At 38.2% G+C, this 19517-nt stretch carries 24 protein-coding genes; 11 read left to right on the top strand and 13 right to left on the bottom strand.

The genetic code is table 11. From position 1 onward, the window contains the following. The first annotated feature begins 222 nt into the window (after window positions 1-222). Window positions 223-1002 carry a threonine/serine ThrE exporter family protein gene (locus tag ACQV2P_RS07175; protein ID WP_428873689.1) on the top strand — a complete coding sequence of 260 codons (780 nt, stop codon included), beginning with the start codon at window positions 223-225 and terminating at the stop codon, window positions 1000-1002. 24 nt (window positions 1003-1026) lie between these two features. Here the strand turns inward: ACQV2P_RS07175 and ACQV2P_RS07170 are convergent, their stop codons facing one another. Together ACQV2P_RS07170 and ACQV2P_RS07165 are read right to left on the bottom strand one after the other, a co-directional pair. Then, the gene (locus ACQV2P_RS07170) at window positions 1027-1749 is read right to left on the bottom strand and encodes a TraX family protein (RefSeq protein ID WP_428894811.1); all 723 of its coding nucleotides are present in this window, start codon (window positions 1747-1749) and stop codon (window positions 1027-1029) included. Window positions 1750-1875: 126 nt separating this feature from the next. Next, the gene (locus ACQV2P_RS07165; RefSeq protein ID WP_428873687.1) at window positions 1876-2769 is read right to left on the bottom strand and encodes an LCP family protein; all 894 of its coding nucleotides are present in this window, start codon (window positions 2767-2769) and stop codon (window positions 1876-1878) included. Window positions 2770-2962: 193 nt separating this feature from the next. On the opposite strand from ACQV2P_RS07165, the gene galU reads away from it, so the two are divergent. From galU to atpC, 10 genes are all read left to right on the top strand, one after another. Continuing rightward, window positions 2963-3835 carry a UTP--glucose-1-phosphate uridylyltransferase GalU gene (gene galU, locus ACQV2P_RS07160; protein WP_428873686.1) on the top strand — a complete coding sequence of 291 codons (873 nt, stop codon included), beginning with the start codon at window positions 2963-2965 and terminating at the stop codon, window positions 3833-3835. Window positions 3836-3844: 9 nt separating this feature from the next. Beyond that, entirely contained in the window at window positions 3845-4726 is an 882-nt protein-coding gene (locus ACQV2P_RS07155; protein ID WP_428873685.1) for a UTP--glucose-1-phosphate uridylyltransferase, read from the top strand. Between the two features lie 434 nt (window positions 4727-5160). Beyond that, on the top strand, window positions 5161-5868 hold the full coding sequence (gene atpB, locus ACQV2P_RS07150; RefSeq protein WP_428873684.1) for a F0F1 ATP synthase subunit A: 708 nt from the start codon (window positions 5161-5163) through the stop codon (window positions 5866-5868). A 24-nt stretch (window positions 5869-5892) separates the two neighbouring features. Next, window positions 5893-6105 carry a F0F1 ATP synthase subunit C gene (gene atpE, locus ACQV2P_RS07145; RefSeq protein ID WP_258435918.1) on the top strand — a complete coding sequence of 71 codons (213 nt, stop codon included), beginning with the start codon at window positions 5893-5895 and terminating at the stop codon, window positions 6103-6105. 27 nt (window positions 6106-6132) lie between these two features. Continuing rightward, entirely contained in the window at window positions 6133-6633 is a 501-nt protein-coding gene (atpF, locus tag ACQV2P_RS07140) for a F0F1 ATP synthase subunit B (RefSeq protein ID WP_428874747.1), read from the top strand. Further along, window positions 6620-7024: a hypothetical protein gene (locus tag ACQV2P_RS07135; protein WP_258435920.1), complete on the top strand. Its 405-nt coding sequence runs from the start codon at window positions 6620-6622 to the stop codon at window positions 7022-7024. Before atpF ends, ACQV2P_RS07135 begins: the two co-directional genes overlap by 14 nt. Next, window positions 7021-8556, top strand: coding sequence for a F0F1 ATP synthase subunit alpha (gene atpA / locus ACQV2P_RS07130; protein ID WP_428873682.1), 1536 nt, complete (start codon window positions 7021-7023; stop codon window positions 8554-8556). The genes ACQV2P_RS07135 and atpA overlap by 4 nt, the downstream gene beginning before the upstream one ends. Then, the gene (gene atpG, locus ACQV2P_RS07125) at window positions 8556-9494 is read left to right on the top strand and encodes an ATP synthase F1 subunit gamma (RefSeq protein WP_428873681.1); all 939 of its coding nucleotides are present in this window, start codon (window positions 8556-8558) and stop codon (window positions 9492-9494) included. Before atpA ends, atpG begins: the two co-directional genes overlap by 1 nt. Window positions 9495-9496: 2 nt before the next feature. Next, window positions 9497-10957, top strand: a complete 1461-nt coding sequence (gene atpD / locus ACQV2P_RS07120) for a F0F1 ATP synthase subunit beta (RefSeq protein WP_428873680.1) — start codon at window positions 9497-9499, stop codon at window positions 10955-10957. Next, window positions 10941-11381, top strand: a complete 441-nt coding sequence (gene atpC / locus ACQV2P_RS07115) for an ATP synthase F1 subunit epsilon (protein ID WP_428873679.1) — start codon at window positions 10941-10943, stop codon at window positions 11379-11381. Before atpD ends, atpC begins: the two co-directional genes overlap by 17 nt. A 46-nt stretch (window positions 11382-11427) precedes the next feature. Here atpC and ACQV2P_RS07110 read toward each other — a convergent pair whose 3' ends face one another. From ACQV2P_RS07110 to ACQV2P_RS07060, 11 genes are all read right to left on the bottom strand, one after another. After that, window positions 11428-12591, bottom strand: a complete 1164-nt coding sequence (locus tag ACQV2P_RS07110) for a nucleotide sugar dehydrogenase (RefSeq protein ID WP_428894810.1) — start codon at window positions 12589-12591, stop codon at window positions 11428-11430. A gap of 61 nt (window positions 12592-12652) precedes the next feature. Then, window positions 12653-14125: an FAD/NAD(P)-binding protein gene (locus tag ACQV2P_RS07105; protein ID WP_428881817.1), complete on the bottom strand. Its 1473-nt coding sequence runs from the start codon at window positions 14123-14125 to the stop codon at window positions 12653-12655. 107 nt (window positions 14126-14232) lie between these two features. Continuing rightward, on the bottom strand, window positions 14233-14859 hold the full coding sequence (locus ACQV2P_RS07100; RefSeq protein WP_428894809.1) for a DUF4230 domain-containing protein: 627 nt from the start codon (window positions 14857-14859) through the stop codon (window positions 14233-14235). Between the two features lie 102 nt (window positions 14860-14961). Then, the gene (locus ACQV2P_RS07095) at window positions 14962-16011 is read right to left on the bottom strand and encodes a glucosaminidase domain-containing protein (RefSeq protein ID WP_428894808.1); all 1050 of its coding nucleotides are present in this window, start codon (window positions 16009-16011) and stop codon (window positions 14962-14964) included. Further along, complete coding sequence (locus ACQV2P_RS07090) at window positions 16008-16238, bottom strand: phage holin (RefSeq protein ID WP_428873674.1); 231 nt, start codon at window positions 16236-16238, stop codon at window positions 16008-16010. Before ACQV2P_RS07090 ends, ACQV2P_RS07095 begins: the two co-directional genes overlap by 4 nt. 22 nt (window positions 16239-16260) lie before the next feature. Continuing rightward, a complete protein-coding gene (locus ACQV2P_RS07085) occupies window positions 16261-16485 on the bottom strand; it encodes a hypothetical protein (RefSeq protein ID WP_428873673.1) in 225 nt (74 codons plus the stop codon). A gap of 64 nt (window positions 16486-16549) precedes the next feature. Continuing rightward, window positions 16550-16789, bottom strand: coding sequence for a DUF2922 domain-containing protein (locus ACQV2P_RS07080; protein ID WP_428894807.1), 240 nt, complete (start codon window positions 16787-16789; stop codon window positions 16550-16552). Window positions 16790-16810: 21 nt separating this feature from the next. Continuing rightward, window positions 16811-17014 carry a hypothetical protein gene (locus tag ACQV2P_RS07075; RefSeq protein WP_428873671.1) on the bottom strand — a complete coding sequence of 68 codons (204 nt, stop codon included), beginning with the start codon at window positions 17012-17014 and terminating at the stop codon, window positions 16811-16813. 66 nt (window positions 17015-17080) lie between these two features. Further along, on the bottom strand, window positions 17081-17638 hold the full coding sequence (locus ACQV2P_RS07070; RefSeq protein WP_428873670.1) for a sigma-70 family RNA polymerase sigma factor: 558 nt from the start codon (window positions 17636-17638) through the stop codon (window positions 17081-17083). An 87-nt stretch (window positions 17639-17725) separates the two neighbouring features. Beyond that, window positions 17726-17902, bottom strand: a complete 177-nt coding sequence (locus ACQV2P_RS07065; RefSeq protein ID WP_428881823.1) for a hypothetical protein — start codon at window positions 17900-17902, stop codon at window positions 17726-17728. A gap of 514 nt (window positions 17903-18416) precedes the next feature. Next, window positions 18417-19358 carry an excalibur calcium-binding domain-containing protein gene (locus ACQV2P_RS07060; RefSeq protein ID WP_428894806.1) on the bottom strand — a complete coding sequence of 314 codons (942 nt, stop codon included), beginning with the start codon at window positions 19356-19358 and terminating at the stop codon, window positions 18417-18419. Window positions 19359-19517: the final 159 nt, after the last annotated feature.

Raw genomic sequence — 19517 nt, 5'->3', positions numbered from 1 at the left:
TATTGTATCATGACACTTTTCTTTTTTCGATGCTTTGAATAAATGCTTTAACGCTAGCTTGAGTTTGTTTGGTTTTCGCTTGATAAGCCATAGGTTCGTCCTTTCGTAATTAATTATTTAACAATTATTATACTTTACTCATAGTACTCGACCAATTGATTGACTCTCCTTGCCTTTTAAAGCAATAGGTTCTAAAATATAAAAAAGAAGGAGGGTGGTTGAATGCGTATTTTCTATAAGAAAGTTTTTAAATTAGCACGTTTAGCTGGGAAGATTCTTTTAGAATCCAATGCCGAGGAACACCGTGTTGAAGACACGACTTTGAGAATCCTTCAAACAACTGGCCTTGACTCCCCTTCTAGCTATTCCAACACCACCGGTCTTTTTTTATCGCTAACAGATACAGACTTGGCAGAATATAGTTTTTCTGGTATTGTCCGCATAAATCAGCGACAAAACAATATCCAACACATCGCTAAAGTAAATGATATTTCTAGATCCTATGTTTCTGGCGCAATATCTGTTGATCAAGCCTATGAAGCTATGAAAAATATCAAGGATGATAAGTATGGCTTTTTAATTAAATACATTAACCTAATCCTGATGGTCCTCTTTGTCATTCTCTTTGGCGGAACTAATATCGATATGTTGGTCGCTTTTCTAATTGCTTGTCTCATACTAGCTTTAGAATATTGGCGCAAAACAACTTTTCTCACTGACTTTTTCTTTAATATCTTATCCATCGCTCTAGGATCTTTAGCCGTAAAATGGATTGATGCTAGTTTCCCTTCAACCATTCATCCAGGCATTATTTTAGGAGCTATGATCATGCCAAATTATCCAGTAACTTCAACGACCAATGCCATGCGCGATATTCTTAAAGGGAACAATCTTGCTGGTATAATCAAGGGCATTGATGCAATAATGGTCATCATTTCTCTGACTATTGGGTATACCCTAGGAATTCTTCTTAGTCAAATACTCCTGCCCTTCCTAAGCTAAAAACCGATAGCCAAAAACCGATTTTTAATTGGATTTAAAAAGCATTAATTTAATTAGATAAAGCAATAAAATATGTCCCGGATAGGCCCAATAGTGAAAAGCTTGTTGGACCCTACCACGCTTACCATTATAAAAAAGAATAAATAGACTGCTTAGAAAGACAGTGGGCATGAAATACTCAAAAGCAAAGGCTGGCAGAACGGCTAGCGCCTCTCTTAATCGTTTACCATAAGCAAAATAAAAAATTAAAGCAGCTAATATACCAAATAAGTCATAATCTGCCATAGTTAAATATGCTAAGCCAAAGCATAAGCCGACACTCACTAAACGCATCAACCAACGATCTTTAAAATAATCCAGACTTACAAAAAGCATTAAGGCAATCAATAATTCTATGAAAACATTTTGATGGCTCCAATAAAAGACTTGATCAGCAAAGGCTAAATCAAAAGGTATTTCCGATATCACTGCTAAAAACCCCAAACGCATAAAATAACGCTTCAAATTTTTAGTATGATGATAACCTTCTAATAATAGATAAAGATAGATTGGAAAAGCTAAGCGCCCAATATTTCGCATAATTTCATAAACGCTTACCATCTGGCTTAAGAATTCATAGCTGTAATCACTCTGATGTCTAAAGATGCCCATTTCGATCAGAACAACAGCTGTATGGTCAATGATCATAAAAATTAAAGCCAACCACTTTAAATGGCCAGCTGTTAAAAAGCCTTTAAAGTTCTTCATTTTATTGTCACCCACTCATCAAATTTATTTTTAAAATTATTCTTATTATATAGAGAAAACGCTTTTAAAACAATAAAAAACAGACAGCTAGGGGCAATGATGCTATGCCTAGCTGTCTGTTTTCATTTATTTATCCGATTCTTTTTCTAATTTAAAGCTTTCTTCATTTTCTGAATTATTGGTAAGCTTACCGTCTAACTCGTCCTTAATAATTTGTTGATTCTTATTAAAGGACTCTTCAGTAATTTGATCATAATAGATGCCGTCTAACATAAAGCCTTCACCCTCAAATTGATTAAAGGTTAGCGTTGGACGCATATCTAAGTGTGAAATTACTAGCTTACCCAAATCAAACATATTGAGATTCATCCCCACATATTTGTTAATAGCCGTCGTCATATCTATTACTTCTTTAATACCTCTGCTTTTATTTAAAGCAGATTGGGCAATACCAACTACCACTTGACGTTGACGCTTTTGACGAGCATAGTCGCCACCAGAATTGTAGCGTTCTCTAACGTAAGCAAGCGCCATCTCACCATCTAAATGTAGTTCTTGACCTTCAGTAAAACTATAACCGCTGATTTCAAAAGAAGTTGGTGGAACAACATCAATTCCTCCTACAGAATCAACTACATCTGCTAAGCCTTTCATATCAACGGTAATATAGTATGGAATTTCAATATCTAACCAGTTTTCGACTGTTTCAACTGACAATTCCGGTCCCCCAAAGGCATAAGCGTGATTAATTTTATCCATTCCTCTATCAGGAATATCAACATAGGAGTCACGAGGAATAGAGGTAATGACAATATTTTCTTCCTTAGGATTTATCGTAGCAACCATCATAACATCTGAACGCCCAACTTCTGTTCGACCTAAATCGCCCGTATCAATCCCTAAAAGTAAGACTGAGAATGGCTTATTAATATCCATAGCATGGGTAGTCACAGTAGTTGTGAATAATGATGTCATGAATAAAGCAAAGACAGTAATATATTTAATTAGTTTTTTGGACATTGTTCCATCTTCCTTTCTATAATAGCATAGTTATTATAAGTTATTTACGAGGCGATTTCTAGAAATTCACAAAAAATACTAACTTATCACTAATCACTTTAAAAACTTTGACGCTATTTAAGAATTGACATGGCTTGAGAATATCAGATAAAAGCCGTATGATAAAATGGATTACAAACAAAGGAGATTGTCTATGAAAGTTAGAAAAGCCGTCATCCCCGCAGCAGGGCTTGGAACTAGGTTTCTTCCTGCAACAAAGGCCATGCCTAAAGAAATGCTTCCTATCATTAATAAACCGACTATTCAGTTTATTGTGGAAGAAGCCCTTCAATCAGGTATCGAGGATATCTTAATTGTGACCGGACGGTCTAAGCGGCCCATTGAAGACCATTTTGATGCCAATGAGGAGTTAGAAGCCGTCTTAGAAGCTAAAGGTAAAGAAGAATTACTAACCACTGTCAAAGATCTTAATAAGATTAACCTCTTCTTTAAACGTCAATCTTATCCAAAGGGCCTGGGCCACGCTGTTTTACAAGCCAAGAATTTTGTAGGAGATGAACCTTTTGTCGTCATGTTAGGCGATGACTTAATGACCGATACGGTTCCCTTGACCAAACAATTAATCGATAATTATAAAGATACCCATGCCTCTACTCTAGCAGTCATGTCAATCCCACCTCAAGATACCTCCAAATACGGTGTCATTGATCCGGAGCGCCAATACAAAAAAGGTATTTATAACGTGAGACGGTTTGTCGAAAAGCCAGCACCCGAAGTCGCACCGTCCAATTTAGCTATCATCGGCCGCTACCTATTAACACCAGAAATCTTTTCACTATTAGAAACACAAACAGCTGGGGCTGGTAACGAGATTCAATTAACTGATGCCATCGATCGCTTGAATAAAATCCAACGCGTCTTCGCCCTGGAGTTTAATGGACATCGTTATGATGTAGGAAATAAATTCGGTTATATGAAGACAGTAATAGAATATGGTCTCAGTCTTCCGGATTTACGCGATGACTTAATTAAATTTATCAAGTCCACTGTTGACGAGCGCTTATAGGAGGTTATTATGACTAAGGTTCAAGTTAAAAAAGCTGTTATTCCAGCCGCTGGTCTAGGCACGCGCTTTTTGCCAGCCACCAAGGCAATTGCTAAAGAAATCTTACCTATTATCGATAAGCCGGCCATTCAATTCATTGTTGAAGAGGCTATTGCGGCTGGGATTGAAGATATTTTAATTATTACTGGTAAAGGAAAACAAGAAATAGAAGATCATTTTGATGCCAACTTTACCCTCGAACAAAATTTAAAAGCCAAAGGGAAGGAGAAACTCCTTAAACTAGCCACTGAAACATCTAACTTAAATATTCATTATACCAGACAACACCATCCAAGAGGACTGGGTGATGCAGTTCGTCACGCCAAGGCCTTTATCGGCAATGATCCCTTCTTACTACTCTTAGGAGATGATATTATAAGGGGAGAAAATCTTTCCAAACAGATTATTGATCTCTATGCGGAAAAAAGACAAACAGTAATTGCCGGCGTTCGTGTCGATCCTGATAAGACCAAAAATTATGGTATCTTAGCTATTGAAAAAACAGCTACCCCTCACGTCTTTCAAGTCCTCGATATGATAGAAAAACCACAAGATCAACCGTCTTCAAATATGGCTGCAGCGGGGCGTTATATCCTAGAACCGACAATCTTTTCCATCCTAGACCAACTTGAAGTTGGAGCAACAGGTGAAGTGGAATTGACTGACGCCTTAATTGAATTACAAAAAACGCATCCCCTATTAGCTTACGAATATCAAGGCGAATGGTTTGAAGTAGGAGATGCTAAAGGGATGCTCAAAGCTTCTATTATATTCGCCATCGATCATCCTGAAGTTAAAGAGGAATTTATCCCTTATCTTAAAAATTTAGCTGAAAAGTTTGCGAATGAATAGTTATAAAAGCAGTGTCAATTTATGACTCTGCTTTTTATTTTAGAAATTATAAAGGCTATGGAGGTCGATAATAAATAAGAAATTTCAGAAAACACAAATAAAAATAAAATTTTTTTCTAATATTCGTGTTTTTATATTGTATAATATTGCACCACTTAAATAATAATTTATGCCGTTTTATGTAAGCGAATAAAAAACGATTGTATCCCCTATGCTATCAATAAATAACTCCATAATTATTAAAAAACTTTAACAAGTTAACTTAAAGGTTAAACAGCTATAAAAGCCAAAGCACTACGATTTCTTTTGAAAGTCATAAAAATTATGCTATAGTGGATATAAGTGCTAAAATTTTACTTTTTTTCTTAGAAAAATAGTTTAACTGTTTAATAAGTGTAAAATCAGCATTAAAACTTATGAAAGAAGGAATCTGAATGGAAGATACACCGATTGTTCGTTTTCTCGGCCTATCTTTTAACTTCAACACCTTGATAGCCACCCTGGTCGTGGTAGCCATCATCACGGTGTTGTGCTTATTAGTTAGCCGCAGATTATCAGCCAATCATCCTTCCAAATTCCAAGTTTTGATGGAAATCATCATTGAATTTGTTGAAGGCATCTGTGACTCAACCCTCGGCCAGCACCAAAGTGTTTATGTCAATCTAGGGTTGACCTTTTTCTTGTTCGTTTTTGTGTCAAACTTAATTGGACTCCCCTTTTTAATTGTGACAGAGCATGAATCATTTTGGCGAAGCCCAACGGCTGATCCTATCGTAACCATTTCCCTAGCAATTATTGCTATTTTATCAGGTCACATTTTAGGGATTAAAAAGAATGGTTTAGGAGGTCACTTTAAAAACTTTTACGCTCGCCCAAATATTTTAAAATTACCTTTACAATTGGTTGAGGAAACAATCAATACAACCACCTTGGCCTTACGTTTGTTTGGTAATATTTTTGCCGGGGAAGTTTTAGTCGGACTGATTGCTAAATTCGCTATGGTCTTCATTCCATTTACTTGGGTAATTGCCATTCCCTTACAATTTGTCTGGCAAGGCTTCTCTGTCTTTATTGGTGCTATCCAAGCTTATATTTTTACCACTTTAACTATGGTTTATTTATCACACAAAATTAATCACTAATCCAAATACAAAGGAGATTTAAATATGACTGAATTAGCTGCTGCACTTGCTGTCGGAATCGCTGCCCTAGGTGCGTCAATTGGTAACGGAATGGTTATTTCTAAAACCATCGAATCCATTTCACGTCAACCCGAATTAGACTCACAATTAAGAGCTTTAATGTTCCTAGGTGTTGGTCTGATTGAGGCTGTTCCGATTATCGCTGTTGTTATTTCCTTTATCTTAATCTTTAGCTAACCATCAACTATTTAAGGAGTGTCAATATTGGACTTTACTATTATTCTGGGCGAAGCCCTTTTAACGCTTGCATCCTTTTTGATTTTACTCTTTGTCATCCATAAATTCGCATGGAAACCCTTCAACCAAATGCTAGAAACGCGTCAGAAGAAAATTACTGACGATTGGCAAGCGGCTGAAGAAGCTAAGAATAAGAACAAGGAAGCCCTATCACAAATTGATGCACAACTAAAATCAGCTCACTTAGAAGCTGAAAAAATTATTCGTCAAGCACAAATTGATGCCAATCATCTGCGCGACAAAATGATTGAAGAAACACGTCAAGAACAAAGCAAAATGCTGCAAATGACGCAAGAAGACTTAAAATTACAAAGACAAAACTTTGCCGAAAATATGCAAGAATCATTAGTCCATATGGCAGTTGCCATGGCAGGCAAGGTCATTCGTCGTGAAATTTCAGAAGATGACCACCGTCAAATGATTCAAGAATTTATCACTCGATTGGAGGAGCTCGATGAACAACGGTAGACTTCACAAACAAGAAGACTTAGCAGAGCTCGCCCTAAAATCAGGACGACAGGTCACCTATGAAGATGACCTGCTCTTCGAACTGCTAGACATTGAAATTAATGATGAAGAAGAAGGTCAAGAAATCTTAAAAGAGTTAACTGGAGAGCGACTCTTTTTATCTTCAGCGATCCCCTTAACCAAAGCAGAAAAGCTCAAAATTGCCCGTGAATTCATGCGCATTACTGGCTTTTCTATTCGTTCTTTTACCACTATTATTAACCCAGACTTAATTATTGGTGTCCGCTTACAAAGCGAACGCTTCTATTATGAGCTTTCTGGCGGACAGATCTTGCAAACTATGCAAAATGAAATTAATATTCCGGAAAGTGAAGAGGTGATTTCTTCATGAGCACAAACGAAAAGTTTACAAAAGATGTTTTAAAACAAATCCACGACTTTGAAATTGATAAGAAGTTAGAAGAAATCGGAACCGTTTCTTATGTCGGCGACGGTATCGCCTTTTCTGAAGGATTAGACAACGCCATGTATGGTGAGATGGTTGAGTTCAATGATGGAACCATCGGCATGGTACAAAACCTTGAAAACGACCAAGTCGGAGTAATTATTTTTGGCTCCTACCATCAAATCCATGAAGGCGATATTATTCGTCGAATGAACCACACCATGGAAGTTCCCGTTGGTAAGGCCCTGCTTGGACGAGTGGTAGACGCCTTAGGACGTCCCATAGATGATAAAGGACCTATTTTAACCAACAAAACACGACCCGTCGAACAAGAAGCTCCGGGCATCATGGAAAGACAGTCGGTTAAAAAGCCTTTGGAAACAGGTATTAAGGCCATTGACTCCCTAGTTCCCATCGGAAGAGGTCAAAGGGAATTAATTATCGGAGACCGTAAAACTGGTAAAACTTCACTCGCTATCGATGCCGTCTTAAATCAAAAAGGCAAAGATGTTATTTGTATCTATGTAGCGATTGGACAAAAGGAATCAACGGTAAAAAACATTGTCAATACTCTGACCAACCGTGGTGCAATGGATTACACTATAGTAATGACTGCTTCTGCTTCCAAGCCTGCTCCTCTTTTATACATCGCTCCCTATGCGGCAACTGCTATGGCTGAGGAGTTTATGTACGAAGGAAAGCACGTCTTAATTATATATGACGATTTATCCAAACAAGCAGCAGCTTATCGTGAAATGTCCCTCTTGCTCAAACGACCACCTGGGCGTGAAGCCTATCCTGGGGATATTTTTTATCTACACTCACGTCTTTTAGAACGTTCAGCTAAATTATCGGATGAATTAGGCGGTGGTTCGATCACTTCTTTACCGATTGTTGAAACGCAAGCAGGTGATATCTCAGCTTATATCCCAACCAACGTTATTTCCATTACAGACGGACAGATCTTCTTACAAAGTGATCTCTTCTTCTCTGGCGTTCGACCAGCCATTAATGCCGGACTATCGGTTTCACGGGTTGGGGGATCTGCGCAATTAAAAGCCATGAAACAAGTATCAGGAACCTTACGTTTAGACCTAGCTTCCTATCGCGAATTAGAAGCCTTTACTTCCTTTGGATCAGACATCGATGAAATGACTGCCCGCCAATTAAGACGTGGCGAGCGCATCGTGGAAGTTTTAAAGCAAGGCCTTCACAAACCTATGCGCTCTGGCGTTCAAATCATCGTCTTCTACGCTTTAGGTAATGGTTACTTTGATAAGGTATCCGTTAATTTAATTCACCAATTAGAAGAAGTAATTGCTAATGAATTTACTACCTATCATGCCGGACTTTTACGACAATTAGAAGATAACCAACCCCTACCAACTGAAATCGAATTAAATGGTATTTTAGACAAAGTTGTTGATAATTTTATCCTTGTTCATTCTGAAGGATCTAAAACAGGAAGTGATAAGTAATGCCGTCTTTAAACGAAATCAAACGACATATTGCTTCTACTGAAAAAACAAAAAAAATAACTAATGCTATGCAGATGGTCTCAAGAAATAAAGTCAACCATTTATTGGATATGACTCAATCTTATCAAGTCTATATTGATCATTTAAGAGAAACCATAGTGCAGCTGCACTATACCTTAAAAGTCACCCCTCCTAACTTTTCCAAACCAGAAATTCGCTCTTTAATCACTCCCCGGAAAGTGAACAAAATTGGTATTTTTCTTATCTCAACTGATAAGGGCTTAGCAGGTTCCTATAATGTTAACTTAATTAAGGGGCTGGATGAGTGGATTGAAGAACAAAACTTTGATGAAGAACAAGAATTAGTTTTTTATACCCTAGGACGGACAGGTGAAAGATATTGCCGCGAACGGGGCTACAAAATTGCTCGCTCTTACTATCCGCTGTCTGACCAGCCGGGCTTTCAAGAAGCTCACTACTTCATCAGACAACTACGTTCAGCCTATGTGGAGAAAGAATGTGATGAGCTTTATTTAGCTTACAATCACTATGGAGTAGGTTCCGGTACGAATTCAAAATTTGGAGTCGATAACTTATTACCGGTAGTTTCTTTAAACCGCCGTATGGAACTTGATCCATCTTTTGATAAAAAAGAATTAATTTCGGAAGTCTTTTTAATCGAGCCCTCAATGGAAGCAGTATTAGAAGGCTTAGTTCCTCAATATATCGAATCTTTTGTCTACGGTGCCCTCTTACAGGCCAAAACAGCTGAACATTTCTCACGTATGATTGCCATGCAATCGGCCACTGAAAATGCTAAAGAAATCATTGAAGACTTGCAGTTGCGCTATAATCGCGCCCGACAAGTTAAAGTAACCAATGAAATTATCGAAATTGTTGCAGGTGCTCAAGCCCAACATAAAGAAAGAAGGAAATAAGTATGCGAATCGGACATATCAAACAAGTAATCGGACCGGTCGTGGATGTTTCCTTTCCTTTAGAATACGGAACACCAGAAATCCATCATGCCCTGGTTGTAACCGACCTTGAGGAAGTAAATGAAACATCCGACTTAAAGACGATTCTCCAACACCGAAAAGTGGTACTCGAAGTCGCTATTGATATTGGGCATGACACCGTACGTACCATTGCCATGGAAGCAACCGAAGGTTTATCACGGGGCATGGCTGTTGTCGATTTAGGTGAAGCCATTAAAGTACCCGTAGGTGAAGCTACATTGGGACGCGTATTCAATGTTTTAGGAGATACAGTCGATAATGGACCTGAACTCTTCCCAGATGTAGTCAAACATTCCATTCATGCCGATGCGCCTGAATATAGCGAGCTGGCTTCAAACTTCGAAATCTTAGAAACAGGAATAAAGGTCATTGACTTATTAGCTCCCTACCTCAAGGGTGGAAAAATTGGTCTTTTTGGAGGAGCCGGTGTCGGTAAGACGGTATTAATTCAAGAATTAATTCATAACATTACCCAAGAACACGGTGGCCTTTCGGTCTTCACTGGAGTTGGTGAAAGAACGCGTGAAGGAAACGACCTCGTCCATGAAATGCGCGACTCTGGTGTTTCTAAAAATACAGCCATGGTCTTTGGTCAAATGAATGAACCCCCAGGAGCTAGAATGCGGGTAGCTTTGTCTGGTTTAACCATGGCAGAGTATTTTCGTGATGTAAAGCATCAAGATGTCTTGCTCTTTATTGATAACATCTACCGTTTTACTCAAGCAGGTTCTGAAGTTTCGGCTCTACTTGGAAGGATGCCTTCAGCAGTAGGTTATCAACCTACCTTAGCTTCTGAAATGGGAGCCATGCAAGAGAGAATCACTTCCACCAAGGCAGGATCGATTACATCCATTCAAGCAGTATATGTACCAGCCGATGACTATACAGATCCAGCGCCAGCGACTACCTTCTCTCACTTAGATGCAACCACTAACTTAGAGCGTAAATTAACCGAGCAGGGTATCTACCCAGCGGTTGATCCACTCGCCTCCTCTTCTTCAGCCTTATCTGAAGATGTTGTTGGCGAACGACACTATCGGGTAGCCCGTGGCGTTCAACAAACTTTGCAAGGCTATCAAGACCTCAAAGATATCATCGCCATCTTGGGTGTAGATGAGTTGAGTGAAGTTGAAAAACTAACCGTTAAAAGAGCCCGACGTATTCAGCTCTTCCTATCACAAAACTTCCACGTAGCAGAAGCCTTTACTGGTATTCCAGGTTCATACGTAACCGTACAAGAAACAATTGACGGCTTCGAAGGTATTCTAAATGGTGATTACGATAATCTGCCTGAAGAAGCTTTCCGTAACGTAGGAAATATCGATCAAGCCATTGAAAAAGCTAAGAAAATGGGAGTGGATTTGGATGACGCAAACGCTTAAAAATCTACAAGTTCAGATTATCTCTCCTAATGGCGTAGTCTATACCAAACGTGCCCGCAAATGTCATGTGCAAACCATTGATGGTGGTATCACCATTCTACCCAATCATATTGCCATGATGACCGTCTTAGACATCTCAACTGTTATCGTAGCACCTCTAGTCGAAGGCAAACCGGATGACTATATCGCTATTAACGGTGGACTATTGGAAATTCGGGACAACGAACTTAATATTATTGCCAACATGGCCGTTCGAGCCCTAGATATTGATGACGCCCAGACTAAAATGGAGTTGTCCATGGCTGAAGATAAGCTGAAACAAGCAGAAATCAATCAAGATATTCGCGCTTATCATTCAGCTGAAATTGAATTACGAAAAGCACTCAACCAATTGGATGCTTTCAAACATCAACATAATCAATAAAAAGAAACCTTCCGTTTTCAAATTAACGGAAGGTTTTATATTTATCTTAATTATTGCCAAAAACGTCGCGACTATAGACTTTTTCTTTTACAGCTGCTAATTGATCTGCAAGGCGATTAGCAAGAATAATATCAGCCTTTTGACAAAAGACTTCAAAATCAGCTACAACTTCTTCGCCATCAAATTGTTTTTCTTCAAGTGTCGGTTCATAGATAATTATCTCTTTGCCTTCTGCTCGCAGCTGTTTAATAATATCAAGAATAGCAGATTGACGGAAATTATCCGAATTGGATTTCATGGTCAAGCGGTAAATACCGATTACTTGCGCTTGATGTTTTAAAACTTGTGAAGCAATGTGTTCTTTACGGGTTGCATTCGAATCCACAATCGCTTGTATTAAGTTGTTTGGAACGTCTTGATAATTAGCCAGCAATTGTTTGGTATCCTTAGGCAGGCAATAGCCACCATACCCAAATGACGGATTATTGTAGTGATCACCAATTCTAGGGTCAAGCCCTACTCCTTGGATAATGTGCTGACTGTTTAAGCCACGTACTTCAGCATAGGTGTCCAACTCATTAAAATATGAAATCCTTAAAGCCAAATAAGTATTGGAGAAGAGTTTTACTGCTTCTGCTTCAGTTGAAGGCATGGTTAAGATAGCCACTTCTTCATCCAAGCAAGCCTCAGCAAATAATTCAGCTACTGTCTGACTATGAACAGATTCATTGCCGACAATAATACGAGAAGGATACAAGTTGTCATAAAGCGCCTTACCTTCTCTCAAAAATTCTGGTGAGAAGATAATATCCATACCATATTTTTGACGAATTTCCTCAGTATAGCCGACAGGAATGGTTGATTTAATAACAACTACTGCCTGAGGGGCATATTCTTTAACTTTATCGAGCGCCTCTTCGACAGCTGAAGTATCAAAGTGATTATTAGCGTCATCATAATTAGTTGGCGTAGCAATAATCACTAATTCTGCTCCACTATAAGCATAGCTAGGATCATCGGTGGCTTCTAAATTTAAAGAATGATTGGCTAGGTAATCTTCCATTTCAACGTCCACAATAGGTGCAATTTTTTGATTGATTAAATCGACCCTTTCTTTAACAATTTCCATCGCTTTCACTTCATTATATTGAGCCAAAAGAATCGCATTTGAAAGCCCGACATAACCCATTCCTGCAACTGTTATTTTCATGACGCCACCTTATCTTTCGTTATTTTAATTCTATTATACAAAAGTTCACTCTAAGTTAAAACTAAATATCCCGTGCAGATTCAAGCAAGTGTTTCACACAAGCTTCTGCTTGCTTATAGGTCAGCTTGGTATTATTGTTACCAAATTGAGTAGAGAAAATCCAATGACCTGTTAGATATAAATGCTCCAATCGGCCAAATCTTTGACTAAGAACTTGAGTATGCGGCCAATCAACAAGAATACCACCCAATGGATTTGCTTGGATAATTCCTTCTTGATACATTTGATTAATTAAAGGATCATGTTGAGCGGCTGTCTCTAAGTTTTGATCAAAGCCGGTTGCATTGATTAAATAGCCGCTTTGATAGCGTAAGCCTTTTTGAGTGATAACGGTAAATCCTTGGGCATTCACTTCCACAGCTTTCATACCAGAAACAATCCGAATACGTCCATCTTTCAAACCTTGTAAAATAAACGCAATACTTTCAGCCGGTGTTTGACTTCTAAAATGTTCGAAAAGTCCCATAAAATCTTTAAAGAAGCGTATGCGATCTTGGGATGATAAGGCCATATTCAAGGCTGGTAGAAAGGCAGTCAACTTGCGACCATATAATTGTAAGATACTTAATCGACGGTTTTGTTGGTGGATAGCCATTAAACCTTCTCCAATGGATCCTTGACTGTATCTTTCGACTAAAGATTTCCAATCTACCCCATTGGCTTCCATATCCTCTTCAAATTGATGAAATATAGCTTCTAAAGGGATTGTTTGACCATCAGATTGGGCCAACTGCTTATCAATCCAATCTGCATTTAAGTTAAAAACCAAGTCTTCGGCATAGCGTTCAAACTTCGGTGTCGAAAAGGGCTGGTCTAAAATATAAAAAGTCACCGGATGATCAATGGTAATTGGATAGTGATCTTGTAAATAACGCATAATATCAATCCCAGTTAATCCGGATCCAATGATTCCAATTCCTTTTTGATAGTCCAAATCACTTAGAAGCTGTTCAACTGGATAAGGATGGTGAATATAGCCTTCTTGTCCCAAAAGATTATAATAATCGGCATAAGGTGGATGACCTACTGTCATTAAGACAGAATCATAAGGTCCGTATTGCTTACCTTGCGCGTCATATAGATAATAAGACTTGGGGGATTTAATTTTCAGTTGATGAATACGCTGATTCACCACATGAATGATATCTTCTTCAAAGTATGGACTAAAATAATCTTGGATATACTCACCAAAAATAGGTCTGGGTGAAAAAATATCCCTGCGAGCATATTCTGGATAATGATCTTGTAACCACCTTAGATAGTGGTCAGCGTCTTGCCATTCAAAGCCTAAATCACCGACATAGGAGTTCATTAATAATTGGTTAGAATCAGGCTCATAAGGGGAGCCTACTCCCAATTGTTTACGGTCTTCGAAAACATCCACATGATTTATCAGACCTTGGTGATTTTCTTCAAGGATTGTTTTAACGGCAGCCGCTCCAGCAACCCCTGCTCCAATAATTGCTACTTTCATAATGCTCCTCCATTATCTTTTTCTCCACTTCCATTATAACGGATTTGTATCCGCTTTACACTAGGAGAAAACAAATGAAAAAAGGTCTTATTAAAAGGCCTCGTTCTCTAGCTTGCCGTTTCAATTGTTAATTGAATTTCAGGATCAATTGTTTTCAGCATATCTGTTAGCAATTTTTCAATTTGGCTTTGTGAATAATTCTGTGCTTCCTTTAATAATCCCTTAGATAAAGCTTGCTTCTCCATTTCTTTTTTTAGGTCTGATTGAAGACTCACAACATCATCCACCTTAATTGGATTAAATAGCGAACCTTCTTCATCAATGATTTCGATTGAATCATCTTCTACTTCATGCGCTAAAATTTTCGCTTGTGGGACTTTAACCACTAGGCTTTCTTCATTAGAAATGACGTCAATCTTTCCTAACTCTACCCCTGTATGAATGATACCGGAATAGGTCATCATAAACTCTGATTCAGTAAAGGGAATTTCCCAAGACTTTATCGTTTTATGCTTTTCAAATTTTCCCATATTAGTGTAGTGATATTTCATAGTGGTTAATTCCTGTGAATCTTCTAAACGATTTTTGATTAATACTAATTCTTGATCCGTTACTTGATTAGGTATGGAGTGAACAAAATGATTGAATCCGTACCAACCTATCCAAGCTACAAAAAAAAGGATGCCTACTAGTAGAAAGAAATAATTCAAGAATGTTTTAAGCGCTTGTTTCATCTATTCACCTCTTTTAAAGTTTGCCTATTTACTATCATAGCATAATCCATTCAGATAGTATCCGTCTTAAGGTGGAGAGAGGAAAAAATGAGACTAATTCCATTAATCCGTTAGCTGGACAATTTGATAACGATAATCCCCCAAGTTGAATATTGCTTTCTTACTTGGATCGACTAAACAACTAAGCGGCAGCGCTAATTGCCGACGAAATTGCTCCATTTCTGCTCGATTATAACCGGGGCAAAGGGTATTGTTATTAACTTCCCAATGTCCTTTAACAGCAGAAGCGGGTAAGTTTAAATCTTTCATGAGTTTACGCGTTAGCCAGTCTCTAGCTTTGATTTGTTGAGGCGAATAGTCTTCTTTGGCATTAGCTTCTACGGACAGATGGACACAGAAATGATTACAATTGGCTACCCCCCAAGTCATGCGTTCTAGGTCATAATTTTGGTAAATTTGTCCTTGACTATCGATATAAAAGTGATAGCCTCCACGATCCCATCCACGTTGCTTATGCCAAAAGACCTCGTGGTCTGAAATGTGACGATTTAAAGACCGTTTCACACCTGTATAGTGCCAGACAATGGTTGTGATAGCATCTAAGGAGCGATCATGAGCTTGCCCTCCTAGGGCTTTTGACCGCCGGTCAATAATAAGAGGCTCATCCAATTGCTTAAGGCTATTAACAGCTAGGTTATAGCTCGTAAGATCATAGCAGTTGATAATTTCAATTAACTTATCACCATAATGGGGGTCACTGGCATAAATGCCTGTTAGAGCCTTGGCTTCTTTAAAGGAATCCGCTGCTGCAATAGCGGCCTTATAGGCAACCTGCTTACGGTAGTTGGTTGAAGTGAAGAAATTAGCATGGTCTTCAATGCCTTCTTCCAGACTCTTATAAGCACGAAACTGTGAAACAACCATCTTGCCATTTGCTTCTAGTGAAGGATGGTCGACTACCTTACCCTGCCAGGGAGCAGATGCTTTAATACCAAAACCATTATTGGATTTAAGATATAGCGGTGACCGTCCCCCATTGGATTCTAAAACAAATTGCGCCATCCGGGTCGCAACCGATATCGGACTTTGATATTTCTGAAAAAGTGGTGCTAAGCTAGCCATTCTTTGACTCATCCAAGCCTCTCTTATCATATTAAGGCCCCCCAACCCTTAGGCGAGTTATCATTATGATGATAGTGATAAGAGGATATTTGTAAGATAGATCCTAAAAAGATGGTTAACAAATTAATCAGCCCCACCCATTGACCTCCTTGATTCAAGTGGTACAAGTCGGCCATTCCTTGTACAAAAACAGCCAAGGCTGGTAGAAAAATTAATACGAGCCATTTGCCTAAATCATAAAAACGATTAGATAACATTCTATCACCCTTTCTATTATTTTTATATCCATTGACGACTTTCTGCCGGCCACATAAAATAATCGTTTTGATCGACCTTTTGTTTAATCGTTTGTAGCTCTTGGTTAAACGCTTCTAGTTTGGCCTGCATCCAATCAATGCGTTCAATTAGATCATGCAAGGCAGTAATCAGGCCAATTAACTTAGAAATCAAGGTAATCACTGCAATAATCGCTCCAGCATAAGAACCCAAATCAATCAAATGCATGCACAACCTCCTTTTAGTAATAAGGAGCTGAGCAAACACTCAGCCCCTCTAAAATCATGCTTAACTAAGCTTCTTCATAGGCATAAACATCGGTAACGTTACGCTCAACATAGCGAGCGGCAACCGGAGTCACATACATATCTACGCCCTGATCATCTTTGAATAAATCACAGTCAACTAGAGCCTGCATCACAGCTTCGGCAGTTTCTTTATTAACTGAATCAGCTGGTTGATTAATCGTAATCTTACGCGTTTTACCCGCCGCATCTAAGAAAATCAATTCTAATACCATACTATCTTTCATCTTGCTTTCCCCTTTCCATCATTAAATAAAATTATAAGCATAAACAGCTTGAGCGGTATCGGTTGGATTAATGGTTAATTGATCGATTTGATCTTTAACCAACTGCACTTGATTGGGAGTAACCCCCTCAATCAAGCCTTGAATAGAGACATTAAAAGTCTTCTCTGTTGTCGGATTCATACCTTTAAGCGCTAAACGCCCTGATTTGTATTCTTTACTTTCCATTTTTCATTCCTCCTAGGTATTTATGTAAGCCGTACGATCTTACACCTTATACACACAATCAGATCATCAAAAACGGCAAGAAAAAGACAAGTTTTTAGATTTTTCTTTAAAGAGAGGACCGAGCTTAGCTGCAATACGCTTTTTATCATTGCGAAGGGTGCGCTCAGAGATGTTGCAGAGCTGGCAGATTTCACGATTACGCCATTTTCCTTGTAAAATTAAATTGAAAATCTTACGCTCTCGTTCTTTTAGATGGTCTTTAACAGTTTGTTCCAATAAAAAGATTGATTCTTTTGAGCATTCTTCTCTCAGCTCTTCGATAAGATCTGATAAAATAACAGGATCTGTCGGGGTCACTTGATAAGTGGATTGGCGCAAACGATTGAGTAGAAACCATTTTAAACCCTTACCCGCATAAGCGATAAATTGATAGCGATGATCGATACAATTTAAGGGATCGCCTTCAAACTTTTGATAAAGCCTTATCAACTCTAACCGCATCTCCTGAAGATGGTCTTGATAATCGTTATGGTGGGTAGACAATTGGTAATGATGGAGCCAGTGATGGATGAGGGGGTCAAACATAATAATGACATTAGTTAATTCTTCAGATGATTTTTTCATTAGTCTTCCTCCTTGAATTTTGACATGAAAAAAACGGGCCGAAAGCTAAGGAATATCCTTACAATCTAGCCCGTCTAGCGGTTCTGCTTAATTCTTATTTTTATTTTTATTTTTCTGAGTTACCTGCGCTTCTTGAATGGTTACACTATCGGATGGAAGAAACTGAATCTTGGTTTCAATTCCTTTGCTAACAATAACAACCGTTTTCTGTTTCAAATCGAGCTCACAGACTTTCTTGTTCCTCGAATTCCTTATTTCGAGCATCCGAATCCTCCTACTATATTCAATTGAGTCCATGTGATGACTCATAGTTTCTCATCACTTTATTCAAAACACAACTTATATGATAAATGGCTTATAACAAAACAAAATAGCAAATTAAAAGACAACTAAGCGATTCTTTTTCTTTTAGCTATAGGTAGCAGGCTCCCCCTTCCTCAGATTTATTGTTAAATGTTGATCAACAATTTGAATTATACATATTTTTAAAGCCTTTGCAATACTCTTAAGTTTAAAATTTTTAATAATTGAAATTTTTATTTAAAAAAGGGCCTCTTTTCCTCACTCTAAGCCGATATCATACTCTTATTAAAATAAAAACATATATTTAAGATGATATAATCAGAAGTGTGAAGAAAAGATAGTAGCTTTGACAATCGGTTGAAAGTTGACAAAATTTTAAAAAATTATAAAAAGTTGCTGACTAGAAAATAAAAGAGCCAATAGCTCGGATCGCTATCAGCTCTGAGGGGCAATAGTCAAGCTTTAGCGTTCAGCTTTACTCGCAACCAATACCATCATTATCTCGGTCTAAGTGTGGACCATATCCAGGTTGTCCACGATAGACGGGAGCGGCTCCTGCTTGACGGGCAATGGTACAGTTCGCATAATAAACATTTTGCTCTGGGGCTGGTTCTGGCTCTGTATTAGTGTCAACAGGTTCTTTTGACACTACTGGCGCTGAAACTTCTTCCGTTTGATTAATGTATGAATTATTAGATTCTTGCGTTGGATGGGATGGGTTATTTTTGCTCGGTAATTCAAATAAAGCATTTGCTTTTTGAGTATTATCGGCTTGAGAAACAACGACTTGACCCGTTTGTGTGTTTTTAATCACTTCAGGGAATTCGGCATTGGCTAGAAACTGATTGGAGTTATCCTCCCAAACATAATAACGATTTTTGGCAGCATAGTCTTGGGATTGAACAAGAACATCTAAGTATTCATTAGCATTTTCTGCTTCTTTTGTTTGGTCGAGTTGGATCACTGAGTAGCCTTCCGTTAAGAGAATTTCTTGCACTAATATGCCATCTAACCATAAGTTCGCCGCATAATCTTCTTTTTTAACCGATTCATCTTGGAAGTCTTCTTTTTCAACTTCAAATAATTCTAATTCGACCTTGTCAGCATCTTTCATCAATTCTTCCAAGCGCTCTTTAGCTTTTTGGGCATAGGCTTCATCTTTTTCTTCTTCTGGTGAGAGGATATGCAGTAAGTTAAACGTCATAACCTTATCCTTATCACTCTTTAAGCTGGCTTTCATGGTATTGGCCGAAAGAACCTTATATTTGTCCACTTCTTCAAAGTTTGATTGGTCTTCTCTTTCAGCAAAGACCACATAGCCTAACTCTTCCTCATTGACTTCTGCACTTACCCACGTATTAAAGAAAAGACCTGAAGTCAATAAGCCGACAGTGGCTGCTAGTAACCATTTTTTCATTGTATGCTCTCCCTTATAATTGATAGTTAATGTTAATAATTATAACATAAAAAAAGAGCTATTTTCTATATCAAAAGCGAAGAATTACGATAAAATATCTAGAATTGTCAAACATATGTTACACAAGGTGCTTCTAAAATGGCATGCTTATGTCTTAGC

The sequence above is a fragment of the Facklamia sp. P12932 genome (assembly GCF_050409545.1).
GTDB lineage: Bacteria > Bacillota > Bacilli > Lactobacillales > Aerococcaceae > Facklamia.
This window is presented reverse-complemented; position numbering and strand designations above follow the sequence as displayed.